We start from the raw sequence: 18736 nt of genomic DNA, 5'->3' as shown, positions 1-18736 counted from the left end.
TTCCATAAGGCCCCGCGCGGAGTATGAGCGCGCCAACGAAAGGCCCGATCCATGACTGATACGTCCAAGACTCCGAAAAAGACCCCTCCCGGCGAACGCATCGCCAAGGTGCTGTCGCGCGCCGGCATTTCCTCGCGCCGCGAAGCCGAGGCCTTGATCGAAGAGGGCCGCGTCACGGTGAACGGGCGCGTTGTCGCCTCGCCTGCGCTCAATGTGCTGCCGAAGGACAAGATTTTCGTCGATGGCAAAGAGGTTGGCGAACCGGAGCCGCCGCGGCTTTGGCTCTATCACAAACCTCTGGGTCTTGTGACTTCGTCCAAGGACGAAAAGGGCCGCGACACGGTGTTCGATCAGCTGCCGAAAGAGTTGCCGCGGGTGATGTCTGTCGGGCGCTTGGATTTGAACTCCGAGGGGCTTTTGCTGTTGACCAACGATGGCGAGCTGAAGCGCAAACTCGAATTGCCCGACACCGGCTGGCTGCGCAAATACCGCGTGCGTGTCAAAGGCACCGCGACCGAAGCCATGTTGGAGCCGCTGCGCAAGGGCGTCACCATTGATGGCGAGAATTTCCAACCGATGGAAGTGGCCTTTGACCGTCAACAAGGCGCCAATGCCTGGCTCACCGTCGGTCTGCGCGAGGGCAAGAACCGCGAAATTCGCCGCGCGATGGAGCACATCGGCCTGACCGTGAACCGCCTGATCCGCCTCTCTTACGGTCCCTTCCGTTTGGGCACTTTGCAGCCGGGTCAAGTCGAGGAAGTGCGCGGCCGCGTGCTGCGCGATCAGCTTGGCATGGACCTTGAGATCGGCGAAGGCGGCAAGGTCAAACGCACCGTCGAGCGTGGTGGCAAGCCGGGCGGTCCGCGCAAAGAGGTGCGTGGGCGCGATGACGCGCGCGGTGGGAAACCGGCTGGAAAACCGGGTGGGAAACCGGCCGGAAAATCAGGTAGCAAGCCTTTTGGCAAACCGGGTGGGAAGCCTTCCTTCGGGGACCGGGACCGCAGCGAGCGTGATGGCAACCGGGGCGGCAAACCGCCGTTCAAAGGGAAACGCGACGGCGACGAAGGGTTCAAACCGCGCAGCCAGGGCTTCAAGCGCCGCGAGGACGGGGACGCGAAACCCGGTGGCTTCAAACCCCGTGGCGAGGGTTTCCAAGGTAAACGTGGTCCCGGCGGCAATCGGGATCGTGATGGTGCGCGCGATGGCGATTTCAAACCGCGCGGCGAAGGCTTTAAGGGCAAGCCACGTGACGGCAAGCCGGGCGACAGACCCTTTGGTGGCAAACCGGGCGTCAAGCGGGATGATCGGAATGAGGAGCGCGGCGGCAAGCCGGGCAGCTTCAAATCCCAGGGCTTCAAATCCCACGGCGGCGGGCGTGACGGCAAACCGCGCTCGGCCGGGTTCAAATCCCACGGTGGCGGCACCTCCGGCAAACCCGGTGGATTTTCGGGCAAACCCGGCGGCAGAGGCGGCAAACCGCCGAAATCTGGGCGCTAAATCGAAACTGAGGGGGAAAGCGCGACAAGCGCTCCCCTTCACCCTTTCACCGAGGGCGATTCCTTTCTATATCTTGTGATAAGAACCGCTTTGGAAAGGGTGCCCATGAGCGACAGCGTATTTTCAAAACTCGCCTATTATCTGTTGGTTGCGCTGACGTTTTACGTGACGATCAAGGCGCAGGGCCTGTGATGGCGAAACGCTACGGGTCCACCCACTCCCCGAAAGGCAATCTGTCCGACAGGCCCCGCGAGACGGCGGCGCCTGCTGCGCGTCCGTTCGATGGCAAGAAACCGACCCGCGTCGGCGCGCGTTCGAACCTGTTGTTCTTTGCGGCCATCCCCTTGGCGTGGAAGGCTTTTACGGCGGAGCCTGTCACCATGGCCGGCTATCTGGCGGCGCTTGGCTGTCTCGTCGGCGCGGCGTTTCTGACCCGCGAGGGGCTGAAGGCCGAAGAGGCTTACGAGGCGCGCAAAGTGTCCCGCCGCCCGGCCATTCCCCGCAAAATTTTCGGCTCTGCTCTGACCGGCCTCGGGCTAGGTCTCGTCGGCTGGTTCGGCTGGGGGCCGCTTGAGACGGTGATTTTCGCCGTGCTGGGCGTCATATTGCATAGCCTCGCCTTTGGCTTGGACCCGTTGAAAAACAAAGGCTTCGACGAGATCGACCTGTTCCAACAGGACCGCGTCGCCAAGGCGGTGGATGAGGCCGAGGCACATCTCACAGCCATGCGCACAGCACTCGAACGCACCGGCGACCGGCAGGCACAGGACCGGCTGGAAAAGTTCATTGCCACGGCGCGGGCCATGTTCCGCACGGTCGAGGACGATCCGCGCGATCTGACAGCGGCGCGAAAGTATCTTGGCGTCTATCTCTTGGGCGCGCGCGATGCGACGGCGAAATATGCCGATCTTTGGGGCAAGAGCCGCAATGTCGAGGCGCGCAATGATTGGTTCGCGCTTTTGGACGATCTGGAAGCGAATTTCGACGCCCGTCACAAAACGTTGCTTTTGGACGATAAGACGGACCTCGACATCGAGATTGAGGTGCTGCGCGACCGTTTGGCGCGCGAAGGCGTCACACAAAATATCACGTCATGAGTTTGAATTAGGGGAACCGAACATGTCCGACACCATCCGCCAACAGGCCGAAGCGGCCTTGAAAGACGTCGAAGAGGTCACCGCCGTCGTGCTGGCCGAGCCGAAGGGCGAATTGATCGACCCGACGACCATTGAGGCCCCTGTGGCGGCGGAGGTCGAAAAGGCGAAATCCGAGATCGACATGCATGACACCAACTCCATCGTGCGCTTCGGCTCTGCGGCGCAAGCCGAGTTGCAGGTGATTTCGCAGGCGATGTTGCAGGACGTCAAGAACAAGGATGTGGGACCGGCGGGTGACAGCCTGCGCTCCATCGTGACGACCATTCGCGGCTTTTCCGTCTCTGAGTTGGACGTGCGTCGTGAGCGGAGCTGGTGGGAGAAACTTCTGGGCCGCGCCGCGCCGATGGCGAAATTCGTCGCCCGTTTCGAAGACGTGCAAAGCCAGATCGACAAGATCACCGACAACCTGCTGACCCATGAGCATAAATTGCTCAAGGACATCAAGTCGTTGGACATGCTTTACGACAAAACCCTGACCTTCTACGACCAGCTGGCGATCTACATCGCGGCGGGGGAATTGAAGCTCAAGGAGCTGGACGAGACCGACATTCCGGCGCTGGCCGCCGCCGTCGATGCCGCCCCTGAGGAAGATCAGGTGATCAAGGCGCAGGAGTTGCGCGATCTGCGCGCCGCGCGTGATGACCTTGAGCGCCGGGTGCACGATCTGAAACTGACCCGTCAGGTGACGATGCAATCCCTGCCCTCGATCCGTCTGGTGCAGGAAAACGACAAGTCGCTCGTGACGAAAATCAACTCGACGCTGGTCAACACCGTGCCGCTTTGGGAAACCCAACTGGCACAGGCCGTGACCATTCAGCGCTCGTCGGAGGCCGCGAAATCCGTGCGTGAGGCGACCGATCTTACGAACGAATTGCTGACCGCCAACGCCAAGAACCTGCGCGAGGCCAACAAAGTCGTGCGCGAGGAAATGGAGCGCGGTGTCTTCGACATCGAGGCCGTGAAAACCGCCAACGAGGAACTGGTCGCCACCATCGAAGAGAGCCTGCAAATCGCCGACGAAGGCAAGCGCAAGCGTGCCGAGGCCGAGGTCGAGCTCAAGGCGATGGAAACGAAGCTGCGCGACACGCTGGCCTCTGCCAAGGCGACCGGCAACGCCTCTGGCCCCTCTGTGCCGGCATAAATGCGCGCGCGGGTGGGACATCGGATTGGCAAAAGCGTGAGCGGGCTGGCCCTGCTCGCGCCTTTGGCTGTGCTCACCGCCTGCGTCCAAGCGCCCGACATCAAACCCCTGCCCCGCCCTGCGGCGGCGGTGCGGCCGATCGTTCAGGCGCCGCCCGAGCGCAGCAGCGAGAGCCTTGCGCTCGAAAGCTATTACGCGCGGGTAGAGAATGATCTTTTGGGCCATGAATTGCTCCGCACCGATGGCGGTGGGCCGGACACGCCATTCAACGCCCGGCAACTGGCCGCGAATTTCGAAGCTGTTGCTTTGAATGACGAATACACCTCGGTGAACGGGCAATTCGTGGCGCAGATGACGCCCTCGAACCTGCATCGTTGGCAGGTGCCGGTGCGTGTAGGGCTTGAGTTCGGCGCCACCGTTGCGCCCGAAGCCCGGGCCAAGGACGAAGCCACCGTCAACAGCCTGATCGCGCGACTGGCGCGCGCCTCGGGCCATTCGATCACACGGTCGTCTCAGCCGAATTTCCACGTGCTGGTGCTCAATGAAAACGAACGCCGCGCCATCGGGCCGCGACTGGCGCAGATGATCCCGGGCATCGGTCAGGACGCCATTCGGTCGGTCGTCAACATGCCGCGTTCGTCCTATTGTCTGGTGGTCGCCTCTGATCCGGCCAATGATGGGGCCTATCGCTCGGCGGTGGCGATCATTCGCGCGGAACATCCTGATTTGCTGCGCAAATCCTGTTTCCACGAGGAAATCACCCAAGGCCTCGGCCTTGCGAACGATAGCCCCTATGCGCGGCCCTCGATCTTTAACGACGACGAAGAATTCGCGCTTTTGACGCGGCACGACGAGCTGCTTTTGCGCATTCTCTACGACCGGCGCCTTGCTCCTGGCATGCGCCCGGAAACCGCCCGCCCGATTGCGACCCAGATCGCATATGAGCTGATGGGCGAGGATATTTGACCAACAGGAGGCCCCATGGGTATTTTCGATTTTCTTTCCGGCGAATTCATCGACGTCATCCATTGGACAGACGACACGCGCGACACGATGGTGTGGCGGTTCGAACGCGAAGGCCATGAGATCAAATACGGCGCCAAGCTGACGGTGCGCGAAGGTCAGGCGGCGGTTTTCGTGCATGAGGGGCAACTGGCGGATGTCTTCACGCCGGGTCTCTACATGCTTGAGACCAACAACATGCCGATCTTGACGACGTTGCAGCATTGGGATCACGGGTTTAAATCGCCGTTCAAATCCGAGGTCTATTTCGTCAACACCACGCGGTTCTCCGACCTGAAATGGGGGACGAAAAACCCGATCATGTGCCGCGACCCGGAATTCGGTCCGGTGCGTCTCAGGGCCTATGGCACCTATACGGTCAAGGTCGCCGATCCGGCGCTGTTTTTGACCGAGATCGTCGGCACGGATGGCGAGTTCACCATGGACGAGATCTCCTATCAAATCCGCAACATCATCGTGCAGTCCTTCTCGCGCATCGTCGCGGGCTCCGGCATTCCGGTTCTGGACATGGCGGCGAACACCGCCGATCTGGGCAAGCTCGTGGCCACGGAAATCTCCAAAGTGGTCGCCGAATACGGCCTGACCATCCCGGAATTCTACATTGAAAACATCAGCTTGCCCGAAGCGGTCGAAGCCGCGATGGACAAGCGCACCTCGATGGGCATCGTCGGCAATCTCGACAATTACATGAAGTTCAACGCCGCCGAAGCCATGGGGGCGGAAAACTCCGCCATGGCGGCCTCGATGGGCGCGGGTATGGGCGCAGGCATGGGCATGGCGATGGCGCAACAGACACAGGCCGGTCCTTGGGGCGCACGTCCCGCCGCCTCAGCACCGGCTGCGCAAACGCCGCCGCCTCCGCCCGTCGAACATGTCTGGCACATCGCGGAAAGTGGCGAGACCAAAGGGCCCTACTCGAAAGCCGAGATGGGGCAGATGGCCGCGAAAGGCGCGCTGAAACGCGAGACTTTTGTCTGGACGCCGGGCCAAGACGGCTGGCTCAAGGCCGAAGAGGTCACGGAGCTGGCGCAATTGTTCACCATCGCGCCGCCGCCCCCGCCGCCGGGCGCCTGAGCCCATCTGGCCAAGCCACCTGATTTGAGAGCCCTGCGCAGACTTGCGCGGGGCAAGATTTGCGAAGAGGGAGCGCGCCATGTGCCAATCGCGCTTAAAAGACAGTGTTACGGCGCCTCGGAGCCAGTCTCCGCGGGTCAGCTATCCCTGCGATCCCAGCCCCTCAGAGCGCGCACTTGCGGAGCTGGCCCTTGCAATGAGCGGCGCCGGACAACTGGCCGCGGAGGCCCTCTCCGACATGGCGAGTTGGGAGCGCTCGAACCACCCAAGCGTGGTCGGGCGCGCGCATATCCTGGACGCCCTGCGCCAGCTTACGCCGCCCGCCAGCCTGTCGGTCACGCAGATCACTGTGGAGGGCAAAGCCGCCACGATCACGGGGCGTTTGACCCGTGACGGACATGGGCTTTTTCTGTTCTGCCAAATCCTGCGGTTCACAACACCGGAGCGCAGTCAGATCGCGCAGATCATCAGCGTCGAGCAAAAGGAACGGTGATGTCCGATCTGCTTTCGCCATCGTCCCCCCACCGCAGTCCTTCACATGAAGGTTTTGAAATCCTGTCGCCAGTCATTAAGATTGAGCACCAGAGAGTTGGTCAGACGCCGAAAAGACGGCGCCTCGTAAAGCGCGCGCGCCGCATCGCGATCACCTTTTTCGACCTCGATCGCAATTTTCCCCGCCTCGCGATGAAACCGCGTGTGCAGCCCCGCGATCATCTCGAATTTCTCCATGGCGGGGTTTTGCGCATCCGGGCGCAGTTGTGCCAACCACTTGCCAAAGTCGCATTTGTCATTGCAGGAAATCTCGTCAGAGGTTTTCTCCAATTGCCCTTTCTCGATGCAGTCCGCCAATTTGCGGCGCCACGCGCTATGCGCACAAATGGCGTCCCGAATCTGCGCTTCGCCCTTGATGTCCTGAGTGGTCATGTGGTCAATCTCCCTAAATCGCGCCAAGGTCGGCCTCTCCATCCCACAAGTTTTTTAACGTTGGATAAATGCTCATGAACTTAAGCACTTCTCCCGAAACCGACATGGTAGAACATCGGTTCCCCTGCACCACCTGTGGCGCGGATATGCGGTTCAATCCGGCGAAGGGGCTGTTGTCTTGCGACCATTGCGGCGCCACCGAAGCGCTGGACACCAGCAATGCGCGCGCCCCGCGTGAGATGGATTTCCAAGCAGCGCTTTCGGCCCAGCTTCCCCAGCAGGACATGGAAGAAACCCGTGTCGCGCAATGCCCGAATTGCGGCGCAGAAGTAGAATTCGACGCGGATTTGCATGCCACCGAATGTCCGTTTTGCGCCACGCCGGTCGTCACGGACACCGGCGCACATCGTCAGATCAAACCGCATGGGTTGCTGCCCTTTGGATTGACCGAAGAGGCGGCGCATGACGCGATGTCTCAGTGGCTCGGCAGCCTCTGGTTCGCGCCGAACGGGTTGAAATCCTATGCCCGCAAGGGGCGCCGGATGTCCGGTGTTTACCTGCCCTATTGGACTTTCGATGCCCAAACGGCCACGCAGTATCGCGGCGAACGTGGCGACGATTACTACACCTCGCATAGCGTCACCCGAAACGGCAAACGCCAAACCGTGCGCAAGCGCCACACCCGCTGGCGGGCCGCGGCCGGGCGTGTCTCGCGGTTTTTCGATGATGTTCTAGTTCTGGCCTCCGGCGCCCTGCCGCGTCAGTTTTCCGAGGGGCTTGAGCCTTGGGATCTCTCGGAACTTGAGCCCTATATCCCCGATTATCTCGCGGGTTTTCGCGCCACCGCCTATTCGGTGCCGCTGGAAGACGGCTACAAGGACGCGCGCGATTACATGGACCGGGTGATCTTGCGCGATGTGAAATTCGACATTGGCGGGGATCGTCAGCGCGTGCATGACATGGACACTGCCGTCTCTGCGGTGACCTTCAAACACATCCTCCTGCCGATCTGGATGACGGCCTATAAATATCGCGGCAAGACCTACCGGTTCGTCGTCAACGGTCGCACCGGACGGGTGCAGGGCGAACGTCCCTATTCGGCTTGGAAGATTGCCTTTGCGGTCTTGGCGGGGGCGATTGTCGCTGCGGTCTTCGGCTATATCATCGCGATGAACCAATAAGTCCGGCGGCGCCTTCCGCTGTGCATTTACTCCGGCGAGCTTCGTATGCTAGCGCTATCACAGATCAATCATGGAGGAAGAGATGATCCTTTGCGCAGGCGAAGCCCTGATCGACATGTTGCCCCGCACTTCGACGCTGGGCGAAGACTCCTATGCGCCCTACGCAGGCGGGGCCGTGTTCAACACGGCGGTCGCTTTGGGGCGACTTGGAGCGGATGTGGGCTTTTTCTCCGGGTTCTCTGAAGATTTCTTTGGCGATCTTTTGAAGGCCAAGCTTGCCGAGAGCCATGTGGACACCTCCCTGGCCGTCACCGCCGACCGTCCCTGCACCGTCGCTTTCGTCAAACTGGTCGATGGCCATGCGACCTATGCCTTCTACGATGAAAACACCGCCGGGCGGATGTTGACGGAGGCCGATCTGCCCGCCCTGCCTGACACTGTGGACGCGCTGTTCTGCGGTGGCATTTCCTTGCCCGTCGAGCCCTGTGGTGCGGCCTATGAGGCGCTGTTTGTTGAGGCTGCGGCCACACACGTCACCATGATGGATCCGAACATTCGGCCCGGATTTATCCGCGATGAGGCCCGTTATCGTGCACGATTGGAACATATGCTGGCCCACGCCGATATTGTGAAGCTCTCTGACGAGGACCTCATCTGGCTCATGGGCGAGGATGACATCGACGCCCATATCGCCACTCTTTTGGACAAGGGTGTCAAGCTCGTCTGCCTCACCATGGGCGCGGATGGCGTCAAAGGCGTCACGGCGCGCGGCACCACCCATGTGGCAAGCACCCGCGTCGAGGTGGTCGATACGGTTGGCGCCGGCGACACGTTCAACGCGGGGCTTTTGGCGGGGTTGCAACGGGCGGGAAAATTGACCAAAGACGCGATTGCCGCGCTGGACGAAGATGCGCTGCGCGCCGCTCTCACTTTGGGGGCACAGGCGGCGGCGGTCACCGTGTCCCGCGCGGGCGCAAATCCGCCCTGGCAACATGAACTGGAGACCCTGTCGTGAGAGCCCTCATCCAACGCATTTCAGAAGCCGCCGTGCGCGTCGATGGCGAGACTGTGGGCCAAAGCGGCCCGGGCCTTTTGGTGCTGGTCTGCGCCATGCGCGGCGACACCGAGGCGCAGGCGGATAAACTGGCCGCCAAAATTGCCAAGCTGCGGATTTTTCAGGATGATGCGGGCAAGATGAACCTCTCCGTGCGCGACATCAGCGGCACGGCTCTGGTCGTCAGCCAGTTCACGCTCGCCGCCGAGACCAAGGGCAACCGCCCCGGTTTTTCCACCGCCGCCCCGCCCGACGAAGGCAAGGCGCTCTATGACTATTTCACTGACCGTCTGGTGGCCGAGGGCGTGCCGTCTGAAAAGGGCATCTTTGGCGCGGATATGAAAGTCTCGCTGATCAATGACGGGCCGATCACGATCTGGCTTGATACGGACGCCTGAAACTGGGGCGTAGACGCCTCCCCCATGGACCTTTGCCGCGCTTTGTCCTAAATCGCCTGCAACGAAAGGGCTCATCCGTGGCGCAGACACTCGTCAAACAGGTTACCTCCGAAGAGGACACGGCACAGATCGCCTCTGCGCTGGCCGGTCTTTTGCGTCCCGGCGATGTCGTGCTTTTGGATGGCGCCTTGGCGGCAGGGAAAACCTTTTTCACCCGCGCCTTGGTCCGTGCGCTCGGCTCGAACGAGGCCGTGACCAGCCCGACCTACACGATTGCGAATATCTACGAGACGCCCAAGGGGCCGGTTATTCACGTCGATGCCTATCGCCTGAAAGGCGCGCAGGAGTTCTATCACCTTGGTTTGGAAGAGTATTTCGACACCGGGATGTCCGTGATCGAATGGGGCGAGCGGATTGCCGACTATTTCGATGCGCCGCTGTCGATCCGTATCGGTTTTGGTGACCACGAGACAGAGCGGCAGGTGAGTTTCACCGCAGAGGCGCCGCGCTGGATGCCGGTTTTGGAAGCCCTGAAATGACGATGACATTGCTCATTCAGGCCTCGAACGGCGTGCCTGCACTGGCTTTGGGGCGCGGCGGTGAGATCGTCTTCGACTCATCGAAAGATGACGCGCTGAGCGGATCGCGCGAGTATCGCATGTTGTTGGAAACCGGGCTTGCGGCCTGTGGCGGCGCCTTGTCAGACCTGAGCCTCATCGCCTGTGATATCGGTCCCGGCGGTTTGGGCGTGACGCGCACGGCAGCGGCTTTCGCCAATGCTTTGGGCTTTGCGCGGGGCATTCCGGTTCTCTCCCTTCCGGCGTTTGAGCTTTTGGGGGCTGAGGTGAGTTCCGGAAAACCCGTCGCGATCCTGCGCCGTGCGGCGCGTCCGCATGTGCATTTCGGAATTTTCCGGGATGGAAAACTTGCACATTACGAACATTGTCTTGAGAAATCTGCCTTAGAGCAGCTTTCAAACTTGGACGATTACGATCTTGCCGGGAATATCGAGGTTGAGGGTCATGACGCGCCTGTCACCAATATGGCGGCCATGAACACGATGCTCGAACGGGCCTTGGACGCTGCAACACCCGGCCCGGAGGCCCGCGCCTATCCCATCGTGGAGGTGCTTGAATGATGCCTTCTTCTGATCAGATCGCAGAGGTTCTCGGGTCCGGCGGCGTGGTGCTTTTGCCCACGGACACCGTGCTGGGCCTCGCCGCCTCGCCCGCACACGCGCAAGCCATTGAAAAGATTTACACGCTCAAGCAACGCCCGCGCGACAAGAACCTGCCGATCATGGTGGCGGGTGCCGACCAGATCGCGGGCCTCGGCGCGGTGCTCTCCGAGAGTGCCTTGCAACTTCTCGCCAGCCCCTATGTGCCCGGCGCTTTGACGCTGGTTCTGGCGCTCGATCCGATGCTTGTGCCCTCTTGGCTGATCGGTCGCACCGAGATTGCCGTTCGCATTCCGAACAATGCGCTGTTGCTCGAAGCGCTTGAAAAATCAGGACCTTTGATGGTGACCTCGGCCAACCGCTCCGGTGCCGAGCCGCCCGCGACGACGGAAGAGGCCGCAGAGCAACTCTTTGGCGCGCCAGATCTCATCGTGCCCGGAAAAGGCGCAGCCCCCGCCCCCTCGACCATTGTCGATTGCACCCAAGACCCGGTCGTCATCCTGCGCCATGGGGTGGTGTCGGAAGAGAAAATTCACGAGGTGCTGGCATGAGCGAGTTGATCCTTGGCATCGAGACCTCTTGTGACGACACCTCTGTCGCTTTGGTGGACCGCACAGGCCATGTCGCCGCGATCCAAACCGTGTCGCAATTCGAGATTCACGAGGCCTTTGGCGGGGTCTATCCGGAACTGGCCTCGCGTGCGCATCTGGAAGCCATTTTGCCGACAATTCAGTCGGTTATGGACGAGGCATCAGTCAAACCGAAGGACCTGACCGCCATCGGCGTGACCCGTGGCCCCGGCCTGATCGGGTCGCTTTTGGTCGGACTGTCGACGGCGGAGGCGCTGTCGCTGGGTTGGGGCGTTCCAGCTTACGGTGTGAACCATTTGCGGGGGCATATCCGGTCTGTGGCGCTTGAGAGCGGCAAGACCGAGTTTCCTGCGGTGATCATGCTGGTGTCTGGCGGGCATACGTTGATTGCCGAGTTGAAAGACGCCTGGTCCTATCGCCTGCTCGGCTCGACGCGGGATGATTCCGTGGGCGAGAGCTATGACAAAGTGGCGCGGATGCTGGGCCTTGGCATGCCCGGCGGTCCGGCGATTGACAAGGCGGCAAAGGCCGGAGCGCCCGTGTTGCGGCTGCCGCGTCCGATGAAGAATGACGCTTATGAGTTCTCGTTTTCCGGGCTGAAATCCTCGGTCGCGCGGCATATCGAAAAGCACCCGGAGGTGTCTGTCGAGGATATGTCAGCCTCTTTCGTGGCGGCCTGTATGGATGTTTTGACGGCCAAAGCGGATCGGGCGCTGGCAGAGTGCAAACCGAAGTCTCTGGTCATTGTCGGAGGCGTCGCCGCCTCGCCTCAGCTTCGCGAGGCGATGGGCAACGTCGCGGAGAGACATGGCGTCGAACTGTGCCTTCCGCCGATGAAATGGGCGACGGACAATGCAGCAATGATCGCCATGGCGACCTGGGATTATGTCGAGCGGGGTTTGCAGCCGGGGCTGATGCCGAAACCGAACCTCAGCCTAGAGACGCCTTAAAATTTAAACCCGGGCAGCCCATCCAAAGTTGCCTTCAAAGCCTCGCCCCATCCGGTTGAAATCTCATGATAATAGGGATCGTCCGCCGTGATGCGGCGCTGATGGGCGACCTGATAAGTGTCTTTCTCAATGACCTGAAGGTCGAAGGGCAAGCCCACGGAGAGGTTGGCTTTGACCGTGCTGTCGAAAGAGACGAGCATCAGTTTGACAGCCTCTTCAAAGGACATCTGCGGATCATAGGCGCGCACCAGAATGGGCTTGCCGTATTTGGTCTCACCGATCTGGAAAAACGGCGTCTCGGAGCCCGCCTCGATGAAATTGCCCTCGGGATAGATCAGGAACAGACGCGGCTCGGAGCCTTTGATCTGGCCGCCCAAAAGCACGGTGGCATTAAACGCGCTGTCGGCGCGCTGGCCCGCGTCGGCATGGGTCGAGATCACATCCTTGAGCGTCTTGGCGACAAGGCGGGCGACCTGAAACATCGAGGGCGCCGAGAGGATCGAGGGCTCGCGGTCCTCCGGCGCTTTGGTGCGCTCATCCAACAAGGACACGAGCGCCTGCGTGGTGGCCAAATTGCCCGCCGTCATGATGGTCAGAATGCGCTCGCCGGGGGTTTCCCAGGTGAACATCTTCTTAAACGTCGAGATATTGTCGACACCGGCGTTGGTCCGTGTGTCGGACATCATGACGAGGCCCCGATCGAGCATCATCCCCACGCAATAGGTCATGTGCCGTCCTTATTGTTGCTCTTGTTGCTGTACGACTTCGATCTCGACCGTGAGGGATTCGCCCTCGCCGCCGTATCGCGTGCCAGTTACAGGGGCAGCATCGCGGTAGTCCAGACCTGTTGCGACGCGAACATAGCGTTGGTCGGGGCAAATCGCGTTGGAGACGTCAAATCCGACCCAGCCAAGGCCGCGCACATGGGCTTCGGCCCAGGCGTGGGTGGCGTCTTGTTCGGTGCGATCGTTCATCATCAGGTAGCCGGACACATAACGCGCCGGAAACCCCATTTCGCGGGCGGCGGAGATAAAGACATGGGCGTGGTCTTGGCAGACGCCTTTGCCCTCATGCAGCGCATCTTCGGCACTGCCGTCGGCATGTGAGCTGCCGATTTCGTATTTCACCGCTTCGCCCACCAATTTGGACAGCGCGTGGAGCCGTTCGAGATCGGTTTCGCCCTCGACATGTTTGACCAAAGCCCGCACACCTGCGCCGGGTTTGGTCAGAGGCGTCACGGTGTCGAACAGCCACAGAGGCGACGGGCCACGATGCATCCCCACGACGCCATGGTTGTCCGCAATCTCGACCTCGCCCTCGCAGGTGATCACCAGTTCCTGTGCGTCTTTCTCAAAGGAAATCAACTCGACCAGATTGTTCATATGGTCATGATAGGACAGTTCCTTTTGCCCGCCGGTCACGGTCGTCGACCACGTGAGCACCTCCTGTCCGTGGCCAGATTTCGGCGTCTTGCGCAACTGTTGCAGCCCGTAAGTGACGGGATGATCAAAGGCGTAGCGGGTGGTGTGGCGAATGGTCAGGCGCATCTGGATTTACTCATAGAACCGATAGTCTTTTTCAATCTGCTGGCCGAGCTTGCCCAGCATGCTCAACACCGTCTGGATATATTCATGCAGCCCATATTCGAACACATCGTCGATATTATGGTTCATGAAGCGCTCCACCAGCGTCTTCGACATCAGAGAGGATTGCGGCGGCGTGTCGTAATCGGCGCCGAGATAGCTCAGGTTGTTGTGAATCTTCGTCGCACAGAAGTTGAGCGACCGCGGCATGCGTTTGTCGAGGATCAGGAATTGCGCGATGTCGCGGGCGTTGACTTGAGAGCCGTAAGCCATGCGAAAGCCGCCACGCGCCGACACGGACCGCAGGATGGTTTCCCAATGCACATTGTCGATCGACGAGCCGACCGCAAAGGCCGAGGGCAAGAGCACATAGTATTTGACGTCCAATATCCGCGCGGTCGCATCGGCACGCTCAAGAAAGGTGCCCGTGCGGGTGAAGTCATAGATTTCATTTCTGAGCATCGTGCCATGCGTGGCACCCCGCACCAAGGCGGTGCGTTGCCGAATGAGGCCCAGAACGGCCGGCAGATCGCGTTCCGACACCTTGCGCGCCAGTGCGTCCTTCACCGCCATGTAACAGCCGTTGATCGCCTCCCAAACCTCATGGGTCAGCGCCGTGCGCACCATACGGGCGTTTTGGCGGGCTTCCGAAATGGTCGAAAGTACGGAGGCCGGATTAGCCTTTTCCCGCAGCATCCAGTTGATCGCCGCGTCTTTCGTCACCTCGTCGTGGTGCTCTTGATAGCCCGCCAGCACCGAGGCCGATTGCATCACCGAGGCCCATTCATCGTCGTCCTGACCCAGCCGCGTCAGGCCGATCCGCTGGCCGGTTTCCACGAGGCGCGAGGTGTTTTCCGCGCGCTCCAGATAGCGTGACATCCAGTAGAGGCCATTTGCCGTTTTCCCAAGCATCTCTGTCCTCCCCTCAGTCTTCCAGAACCCAAGTGTCCTTGGTCCCGCCACCCTGTGACGAGTTCACCACGAGCGAGCCTTTTTCCAAGGCGACACGGGTCAAACCACCGGGGGTGATGTTAATCCCCTCGGGCGAACAGAGCACAAAGGGCCGCAGGTCCACATGGCGCGGCGCCAGCCCCGTCTTGGTAAAGATCGGCACGGTGGAAAGCGCCAGCGTCGGCTGGGCGATGTAATTTCCGGGCCGCGCGGTGAGTTTCTTGCGGAACTCTTCGATCTCTTTTTTCGACGAGGTCGGCCCGATCAACATGCCATAGCCACCGGAGCCATGCACCTCTTTCACGACCAGCTCAGAGAGATTGTCGAGCACATAGGCAAGGCTGTCGGGTTCTGAGCAGCGCCAAGTCGGCACATTCTCGAGGATCGCCTTTTCGCCGGTGTAAAACTCAACGATGTCAGGCATATAGCTATAGATCGCCTTGTCGTCCGCGATGCCTGTGCCGGGCGCGTTGGCAATGGTGATGCCTCCTGCACGGTAGACATCCATGATGCCGGGCACGCCCAAGGCACTCTCAGGGTTGAAGTTCAGCGGATCGAGGAAATCGTCGTCGATCCGGCGGTAAAGCACGTCGATCGGTTTATACCCATGCGTGGTGCGCATCGCGACACGGCCGTTGACCACACGCAAATCATGCCCCTCGACCAGCTCCACGCCCATCTGATCGGCGAGGAAGGCGTGTTCATAGTAAGCAGAGTTGTAAATCCCCGGCGTCAGCACCGCGACCGTCGGCGTGCCCTCGCAAGCGGGCGGCGCACAGGCGGCGAGAGAGCGGCGCAGGTTGGTCGGGTAGTTTTGCACCGGCTGCACTCGGTTGCGCGAGAACAGCTCCGGGAACATCTGAAGCATCGTCTCGCGGTTCTCCAGCATATAGGAGACGCCCGACGGCGTGCGCGCGTTGTCTTCGAGCACATAGAACTGATCCGGCCCGGTGCGGACAAGGTCGATGCCGACGATATGGGTATAGACCCCACCCGGCGGCGTCATGCCGATCATCTGCGGCAGGAAGGCCTCGTTCTTGGCGATCATCTCTTGGGGCACACGGCCCGCCTTGATGATTTCCTGACGGTTGTAGATGTCATGAAGGAAGGCATTGATCGCCCGGACGCGTTGCTCAATGCCTTTGCAAAGCCTCTGCCATTCGCGCCCTGCGATGATGCGCGGAATGATGTCGAAAGGGATCAGACGCTCTTCGGCCTCGGCGCGGCCGTAAACGTTGAAGGTAATCCCCGCCAGGCGAAACACCTCTTCCGCCTCGCGTTGTTTTGCACGCAGCCGCTTCAGGTCTTCGCCCTGAAACCAGCTCTGAAATTCGCTGTAGGGACTACGCAGAACGTCGTCACTGCCCCACATTTCATCAAAGATGTTTTTCTCACTCATGGGATGAATTTAGAGCGCGGCGAATTCGCTTCACAATCGGATTCGCGAGTCTTCCCGACGGCAGACGGTGAATTGCTGCGCAAATGCCTACTATTTAAGCAATTGCGTTCAGCACCCGCTCACCTGCTCACATCGCTGTCCCGGGGGCTCCGCAAAACCTTGCACAGCACAACAGCTGATCTGCGCAAACATCGCTGCACACAGTCGCAGTATACTGTTGCACACATTGACTTGCGCCCCCTACTCCGCTACCCGGTTTGCCAAGCGCAGACGGGGCCATTTGCCCGCTGCTAATCCGTGACCGTGGAGGATCATTATGACCGACAAGACACCCGACATCATCTATACCATCGTGGACGAAGCCCCCGAGCTGGCCCGCGGCTCGCTTTTGCCGATCATCTCGTCTTTCTCCGACGCCGCAGGTGTCAGCGTCGCGACCAAGGATATCTCTCTGGCTGGTCGTATCCTCGCCCTCTTCCCAGATCTTCTGTCCGACGACCAGCGTGTGTCCGATGACCTCGCCGAACTTGGCGAATTGGTGAAAACCCCCGACGCCAACGTCATCAAACTGCCGAACATCTCGGCCTCCGTGCCGCAGCTCGAAGCCGCCATCAAAGAGCTTCAATCCCAAGGCTACCCGATCCCGGCCTACCCGGCTGATCCGCAAACCGACGAAGAGAAAGCCACCCGCGCCAAATACGACACCGTCAAAGGCTCCGCAGTGAACCCGGTGCTGCGCGAAGGCAACTCCGACCGTCGTTCCGCCAAGGCCGTGAAAGAATACGCGAAAGCCAACCCGCACCGCATGGGCGAGTGGACCTCCGCCTCGAAAACCACCGTCGCCGCGATGCCGGGCGGGGATTTCTTTGCCAATGAGAAATCCACCACCATCACCGCCGCTCAGGCCGGTGGCGCAAAGATCGTCTTCACCGCGAAAGACGGGTCTGAAACGGTTCTGAAATCCGGCCTCAAATATCTCGAAGGCGAGATCGTCGACGCGACCTTCATGTCCGCCAAGGCGCTGACCGCCTATATCAAGAACGAAGTCGCGACGATGGAGCCGGGCGTGTTGTTCTCCGTGCACCTCAAAGCCACGATGATGAAGGTCTCCGACCCGATCATTTTTGGTCACTTCGTGTCTGTGTACCTCGAAGACTTCCTCGCCAAACACGGCGACAAGCTCGAATTCAACCCGAACTCCGGCATCGGCGCTTTGGAAAAACTCATCGCAGGCAATGCCGAGATGGAAGCCGACCTGAAAGCCGCATTGGCCGCCAAACCGGCGATGTATATGGTCGACAGCGACCGCGGCATCACCAACCTGCACGTGCCGTCTGACGTGATCATCGACGCCTCCATGCCCGCCGTGATCAAGGCCGGTGGCATCGGCTGGGGCCCGGATGGCAAGGCCGCCGACACCAAATGCTGCATCCCGGACAACTCCTACGCCTGCGTCTATGACGAGACGGTGGAGTATTTCAAAGAGACCGGCACGCTCGACGTCACCACCTGTGGTGCCGTGTCCAACGTCGGCCTGATGGCGCAGAAGGCCGAGGAATACGGCTCCCACCCGACCACTTTTGAGATGGAGGCCGACGGCACCGTCTCCATCATTCTGGACAGTGGCGACGTGCTTCTGTCGAACGAGGTCGAAGCGGGCGACATCTGGCGCTCCTGCACCGCGAAAAAGGCCCCGATCCTCGACTGGATCAAAACCGGCATCGAGCGTTTCGACGTCGAAGGCACCGGCGCCTTCTGGCTGGATGCCAACCGTGCGCATGACGCCGAGCTGATCAAATATGTCGAACCGGCGCTCAAAGAAGCTGGCAAGGACATCCCGATCATGGCGCCCCGCGAAGCCACGCGTTTTACTTGGGAAGAGATGCGCAAGGGCAAGAACGTCGTGACCATCACCGGCAACGTGCTGCGCGACTATCTCACCGACCTGTTCCCGATCCTGGAGCTTGGCACCTCCGCCAAGATGCTGTCGATCGTGAAACTGATGAACGGTGGCGGCCTCTTCGAGACCGGTGCCGGTGGCTCCGCGCCGAAGCACGTTCAGCAGGTTCAGGAAGAAAACCACCTGCGTTGGGACAGCCTTGGCGAGTTCTGTGCGCTGGGTGAAAGCTACAACTTCCTCGCCACGTCGAAATCCATGCCGAAAGCTGGCGTCCTGGGCGCCGCTGTCGAAGTCGCGACGCAAAAACTGCTTCTCGAAGACAAATCGCCAGAGCGCAAAGTCGGCCAGAACGACAACCGCTCCTCGCATTACTGGTTCGCCCGCTACTGGGCCGAGGCAATGGCCGCACAGGACGACGACGCCGAGCTGAAGGCGCATTTCGCCCCCATCGCCGCGGCTCTGGCCGAGAAAGAATCGGTGATCCTCGATGAGCTGAAATCGGCAGAAGGCAAACCGGCGGATATGGGTGGCTACTACCACGCCGACCCGGCCAAAGTGGCGTCGATCATGCGCCCCTCGGCCACGCTCAATGCAATCATCGGCTAAATAAACACTGTAAAAGCAAAACCATAAGGGCGTCTTCGGGCGCCCTTATTTTTTGGAAGACCTCTTAAACCAATCAGTAATAAGCGCTCCGTAAGATGTTCCACAATTCACCAGCAGGTCTGGTCACATCA

At 60.6% G+C, this 18736-nt stretch carries 19 protein-coding genes; 14 read left to right on the top strand and 5 right to left on the bottom strand.

All coding sequences use genetic code 11. The features are described 5' to 3' along the window. Positions 1–51: 51 nt before the first annotated feature. The 6 genes from LC094_RS01340 to LC094_RS01315 all read left to right on the top strand — a co-directional run bounded on the left by LC094_RS01340 (position 52) and on the right by LC094_RS01315 (position 6385). Positions 52–1497 (top strand): pseudouridine synthase, encoded by a 1446-nt coding sequence (locus LC094_RS01340; RefSeq protein WP_226549451.1) that lies wholly within the window; start codon positions 52–54, stop codon positions 1495–1497. 191 nt (positions 1498–1688) lie between these two features. Beyond that, positions 1689–2594 carry a 5-bromo-4-chloroindolyl phosphate hydrolysis family protein gene (locus LC094_RS01335; protein WP_226549448.1) on the top strand — a complete coding sequence of 302 codons (906 nt, stop codon included), beginning with the start codon at positions 1689–1691 and terminating at the stop codon, positions 2592–2594. Positions 2595–2616: 22 nt separating this feature from the next. Then, positions 2617–3795, top strand: a complete 1179-nt coding sequence (locus tag LC094_RS01330) for a toxic anion resistance protein (RefSeq protein ID WP_226549445.1) — start codon at positions 2617–2619, stop codon at positions 3793–3795. After that, a complete protein-coding gene (locus LC094_RS01325; protein ID WP_404814956.1) occupies positions 3796–4761 on the top strand; it encodes a DUF2927 domain-containing protein in 966 nt (321 codons plus the stop codon). Between the two features lie 15 nt (positions 4762–4776). Beyond that, complete coding sequence (locus LC094_RS01320; protein WP_226549441.1) at positions 4777–5892, top strand: SPFH domain-containing protein; 1116 nt, start codon at positions 4777–4779, stop codon at positions 5890–5892. 79 nt (positions 5893–5971) lie between these two features. Next, the gene (locus LC094_RS01315) at positions 5972–6385 is read left to right on the top strand and encodes a hypothetical protein (RefSeq protein WP_226549439.1); all 414 of its coding nucleotides are present in this window, start codon (positions 5972–5974) and stop codon (positions 6383–6385) included. A gap of 41 nt (positions 6386–6426) precedes the next feature. Here the strand turns inward: LC094_RS01315 and LC094_RS01310 are convergent, their stop codons facing one another. Then, positions 6427–6816: a CZB domain-containing protein gene (locus LC094_RS01310; protein ID WP_226549437.1), complete on the bottom strand. Its 390-nt coding sequence runs from the start codon at positions 6814–6816 to the stop codon at positions 6427–6429. A gap of 74 nt (positions 6817–6890) precedes the next feature. On the opposite strand from LC094_RS01310, the gene LC094_RS01305 reads away from it, so the two are divergent. From LC094_RS01305 to tsaD, 7 genes are all read left to right on the top strand, one after another. Next, positions 6891–7997 (top strand): primosomal protein N' (replication factor Y) - superfamily II helicase, encoded by a 1107-nt coding sequence (locus LC094_RS01305; protein WP_226549435.1) that lies wholly within the window; start codon positions 6891–6893, stop codon positions 7995–7997. Between the two features lie 82 nt (positions 7998–8079). Further along, entirely contained in the window at positions 8080–9012 is a 933-nt protein-coding gene (locus tag LC094_RS01300) for a carbohydrate kinase family protein (protein ID WP_226549432.1), read from the top strand. Beyond that, on the top strand, positions 9009–9449 hold the full coding sequence (gene dtd, locus LC094_RS01295; RefSeq protein ID WP_226549429.1) for a D-aminoacyl-tRNA deacylase: 441 nt from the start codon (positions 9009–9011) through the stop codon (positions 9447–9449). The genes LC094_RS01300 and dtd overlap by 4 nt, the downstream gene beginning before the upstream one ends. A 77-nt stretch (positions 9450–9526) precedes the next feature. Continuing rightward, positions 9527–9988 (top strand): tRNA (adenosine(37)-N6)-threonylcarbamoyltransferase complex ATPase subunit type 1 TsaE, encoded by a 462-nt coding sequence (tsaE, locus tag LC094_RS01290; protein ID WP_226549426.1) that lies wholly within the window; start codon positions 9527–9529, stop codon positions 9986–9988. Next, positions 9985–10587 carry a hypothetical protein gene (locus tag LC094_RS01285; RefSeq protein WP_226549423.1) on the top strand — a complete coding sequence of 201 codons (603 nt, stop codon included), beginning with the start codon at positions 9985–9987 and terminating at the stop codon, positions 10585–10587. Before tsaE ends, LC094_RS01285 begins: the two co-directional genes overlap by 4 nt. Then, positions 10584–11177 (top strand): L-threonylcarbamoyladenylate synthase, encoded by a 594-nt coding sequence (locus LC094_RS01280; RefSeq protein WP_226549420.1) that lies wholly within the window; start codon positions 10584–10586, stop codon positions 11175–11177. The genes LC094_RS01285 and LC094_RS01280 overlap by 4 nt, the downstream gene beginning before the upstream one ends. Next, the gene (gene tsaD / locus LC094_RS01275; RefSeq protein ID WP_226549417.1) at positions 11174–12166 is read left to right on the top strand and encodes a tRNA (adenosine(37)-N6)-threonylcarbamoyltransferase complex transferase subunit TsaD; all 993 of its coding nucleotides are present in this window, start codon (positions 11174–11176) and stop codon (positions 12164–12166) included. The genes LC094_RS01280 and tsaD overlap by 4 nt, the downstream gene beginning before the upstream one ends. Here tsaD and LC094_RS01270 read toward each other — a convergent pair. Genes LC094_RS01270 through LC094_RS01255 form a run of 4 tightly spaced genes read right to left on the bottom strand, consistent with a single transcriptional unit; the run spans position 12163 to position 16099 of the window. Next, positions 12163–12894, bottom strand: coding sequence for a proteasome-type protease (locus LC094_RS01270; RefSeq protein WP_226549414.1), 732 nt, complete (start codon positions 12892–12894; stop codon positions 12163–12165). The two genes, tsaD and LC094_RS01270, sit on opposite strands and share 4 nt — an antisense overlap. A gap of 9 nt (positions 12895–12903) precedes the next feature. Then, the gene (locus LC094_RS01265; protein WP_226549412.1) at positions 12904–13713 is read right to left on the bottom strand and encodes a transglutaminase family protein; all 810 of its coding nucleotides are present in this window, start codon (positions 13711–13713) and stop codon (positions 12904–12906) included. 6 nt (positions 13714–13719) lie between these two features. Further along, on the bottom strand, positions 13720–14661 hold the full coding sequence (locus tag LC094_RS01260) for an alpha-E domain-containing protein (RefSeq protein ID WP_226549411.1): 942 nt from the start codon (positions 14659–14661) through the stop codon (positions 13720–13722). 13 nt (positions 14662–14674) lie between these two features. Next, positions 14675–16099 carry a circularly permuted type 2 ATP-grasp protein gene (locus tag LC094_RS01255; protein WP_226549409.1) on the bottom strand — a complete coding sequence of 475 codons (1425 nt, stop codon included), beginning with the start codon at positions 16097–16099 and terminating at the stop codon, positions 14675–14677. A gap of 316 nt (positions 16100–16415) precedes the next feature. Between LC094_RS01255 and LC094_RS01250 the strand changes: the two genes are divergently transcribed. Then, positions 16416–18605, top strand: coding sequence for an NADP-dependent isocitrate dehydrogenase (locus LC094_RS01250; protein WP_226549407.1), 2190 nt, complete (start codon positions 16416–16418; stop codon positions 18603–18605). The last annotated feature ends 131 nt before the right edge of the window (positions 18606–18736 follow it).

Source organism: Celeribacter naphthalenivorans (assembly GCF_020524585.1).
GTDB lineage: Bacteria > Pseudomonadota > Alphaproteobacteria > Rhodobacterales > Rhodobacteraceae > Celeribacter > Celeribacter naphthalenivorans.
Note: the sequence above shows the minus strand (reverse complement) of the source record. Positions and strands in the feature narration are given on the sequence as shown.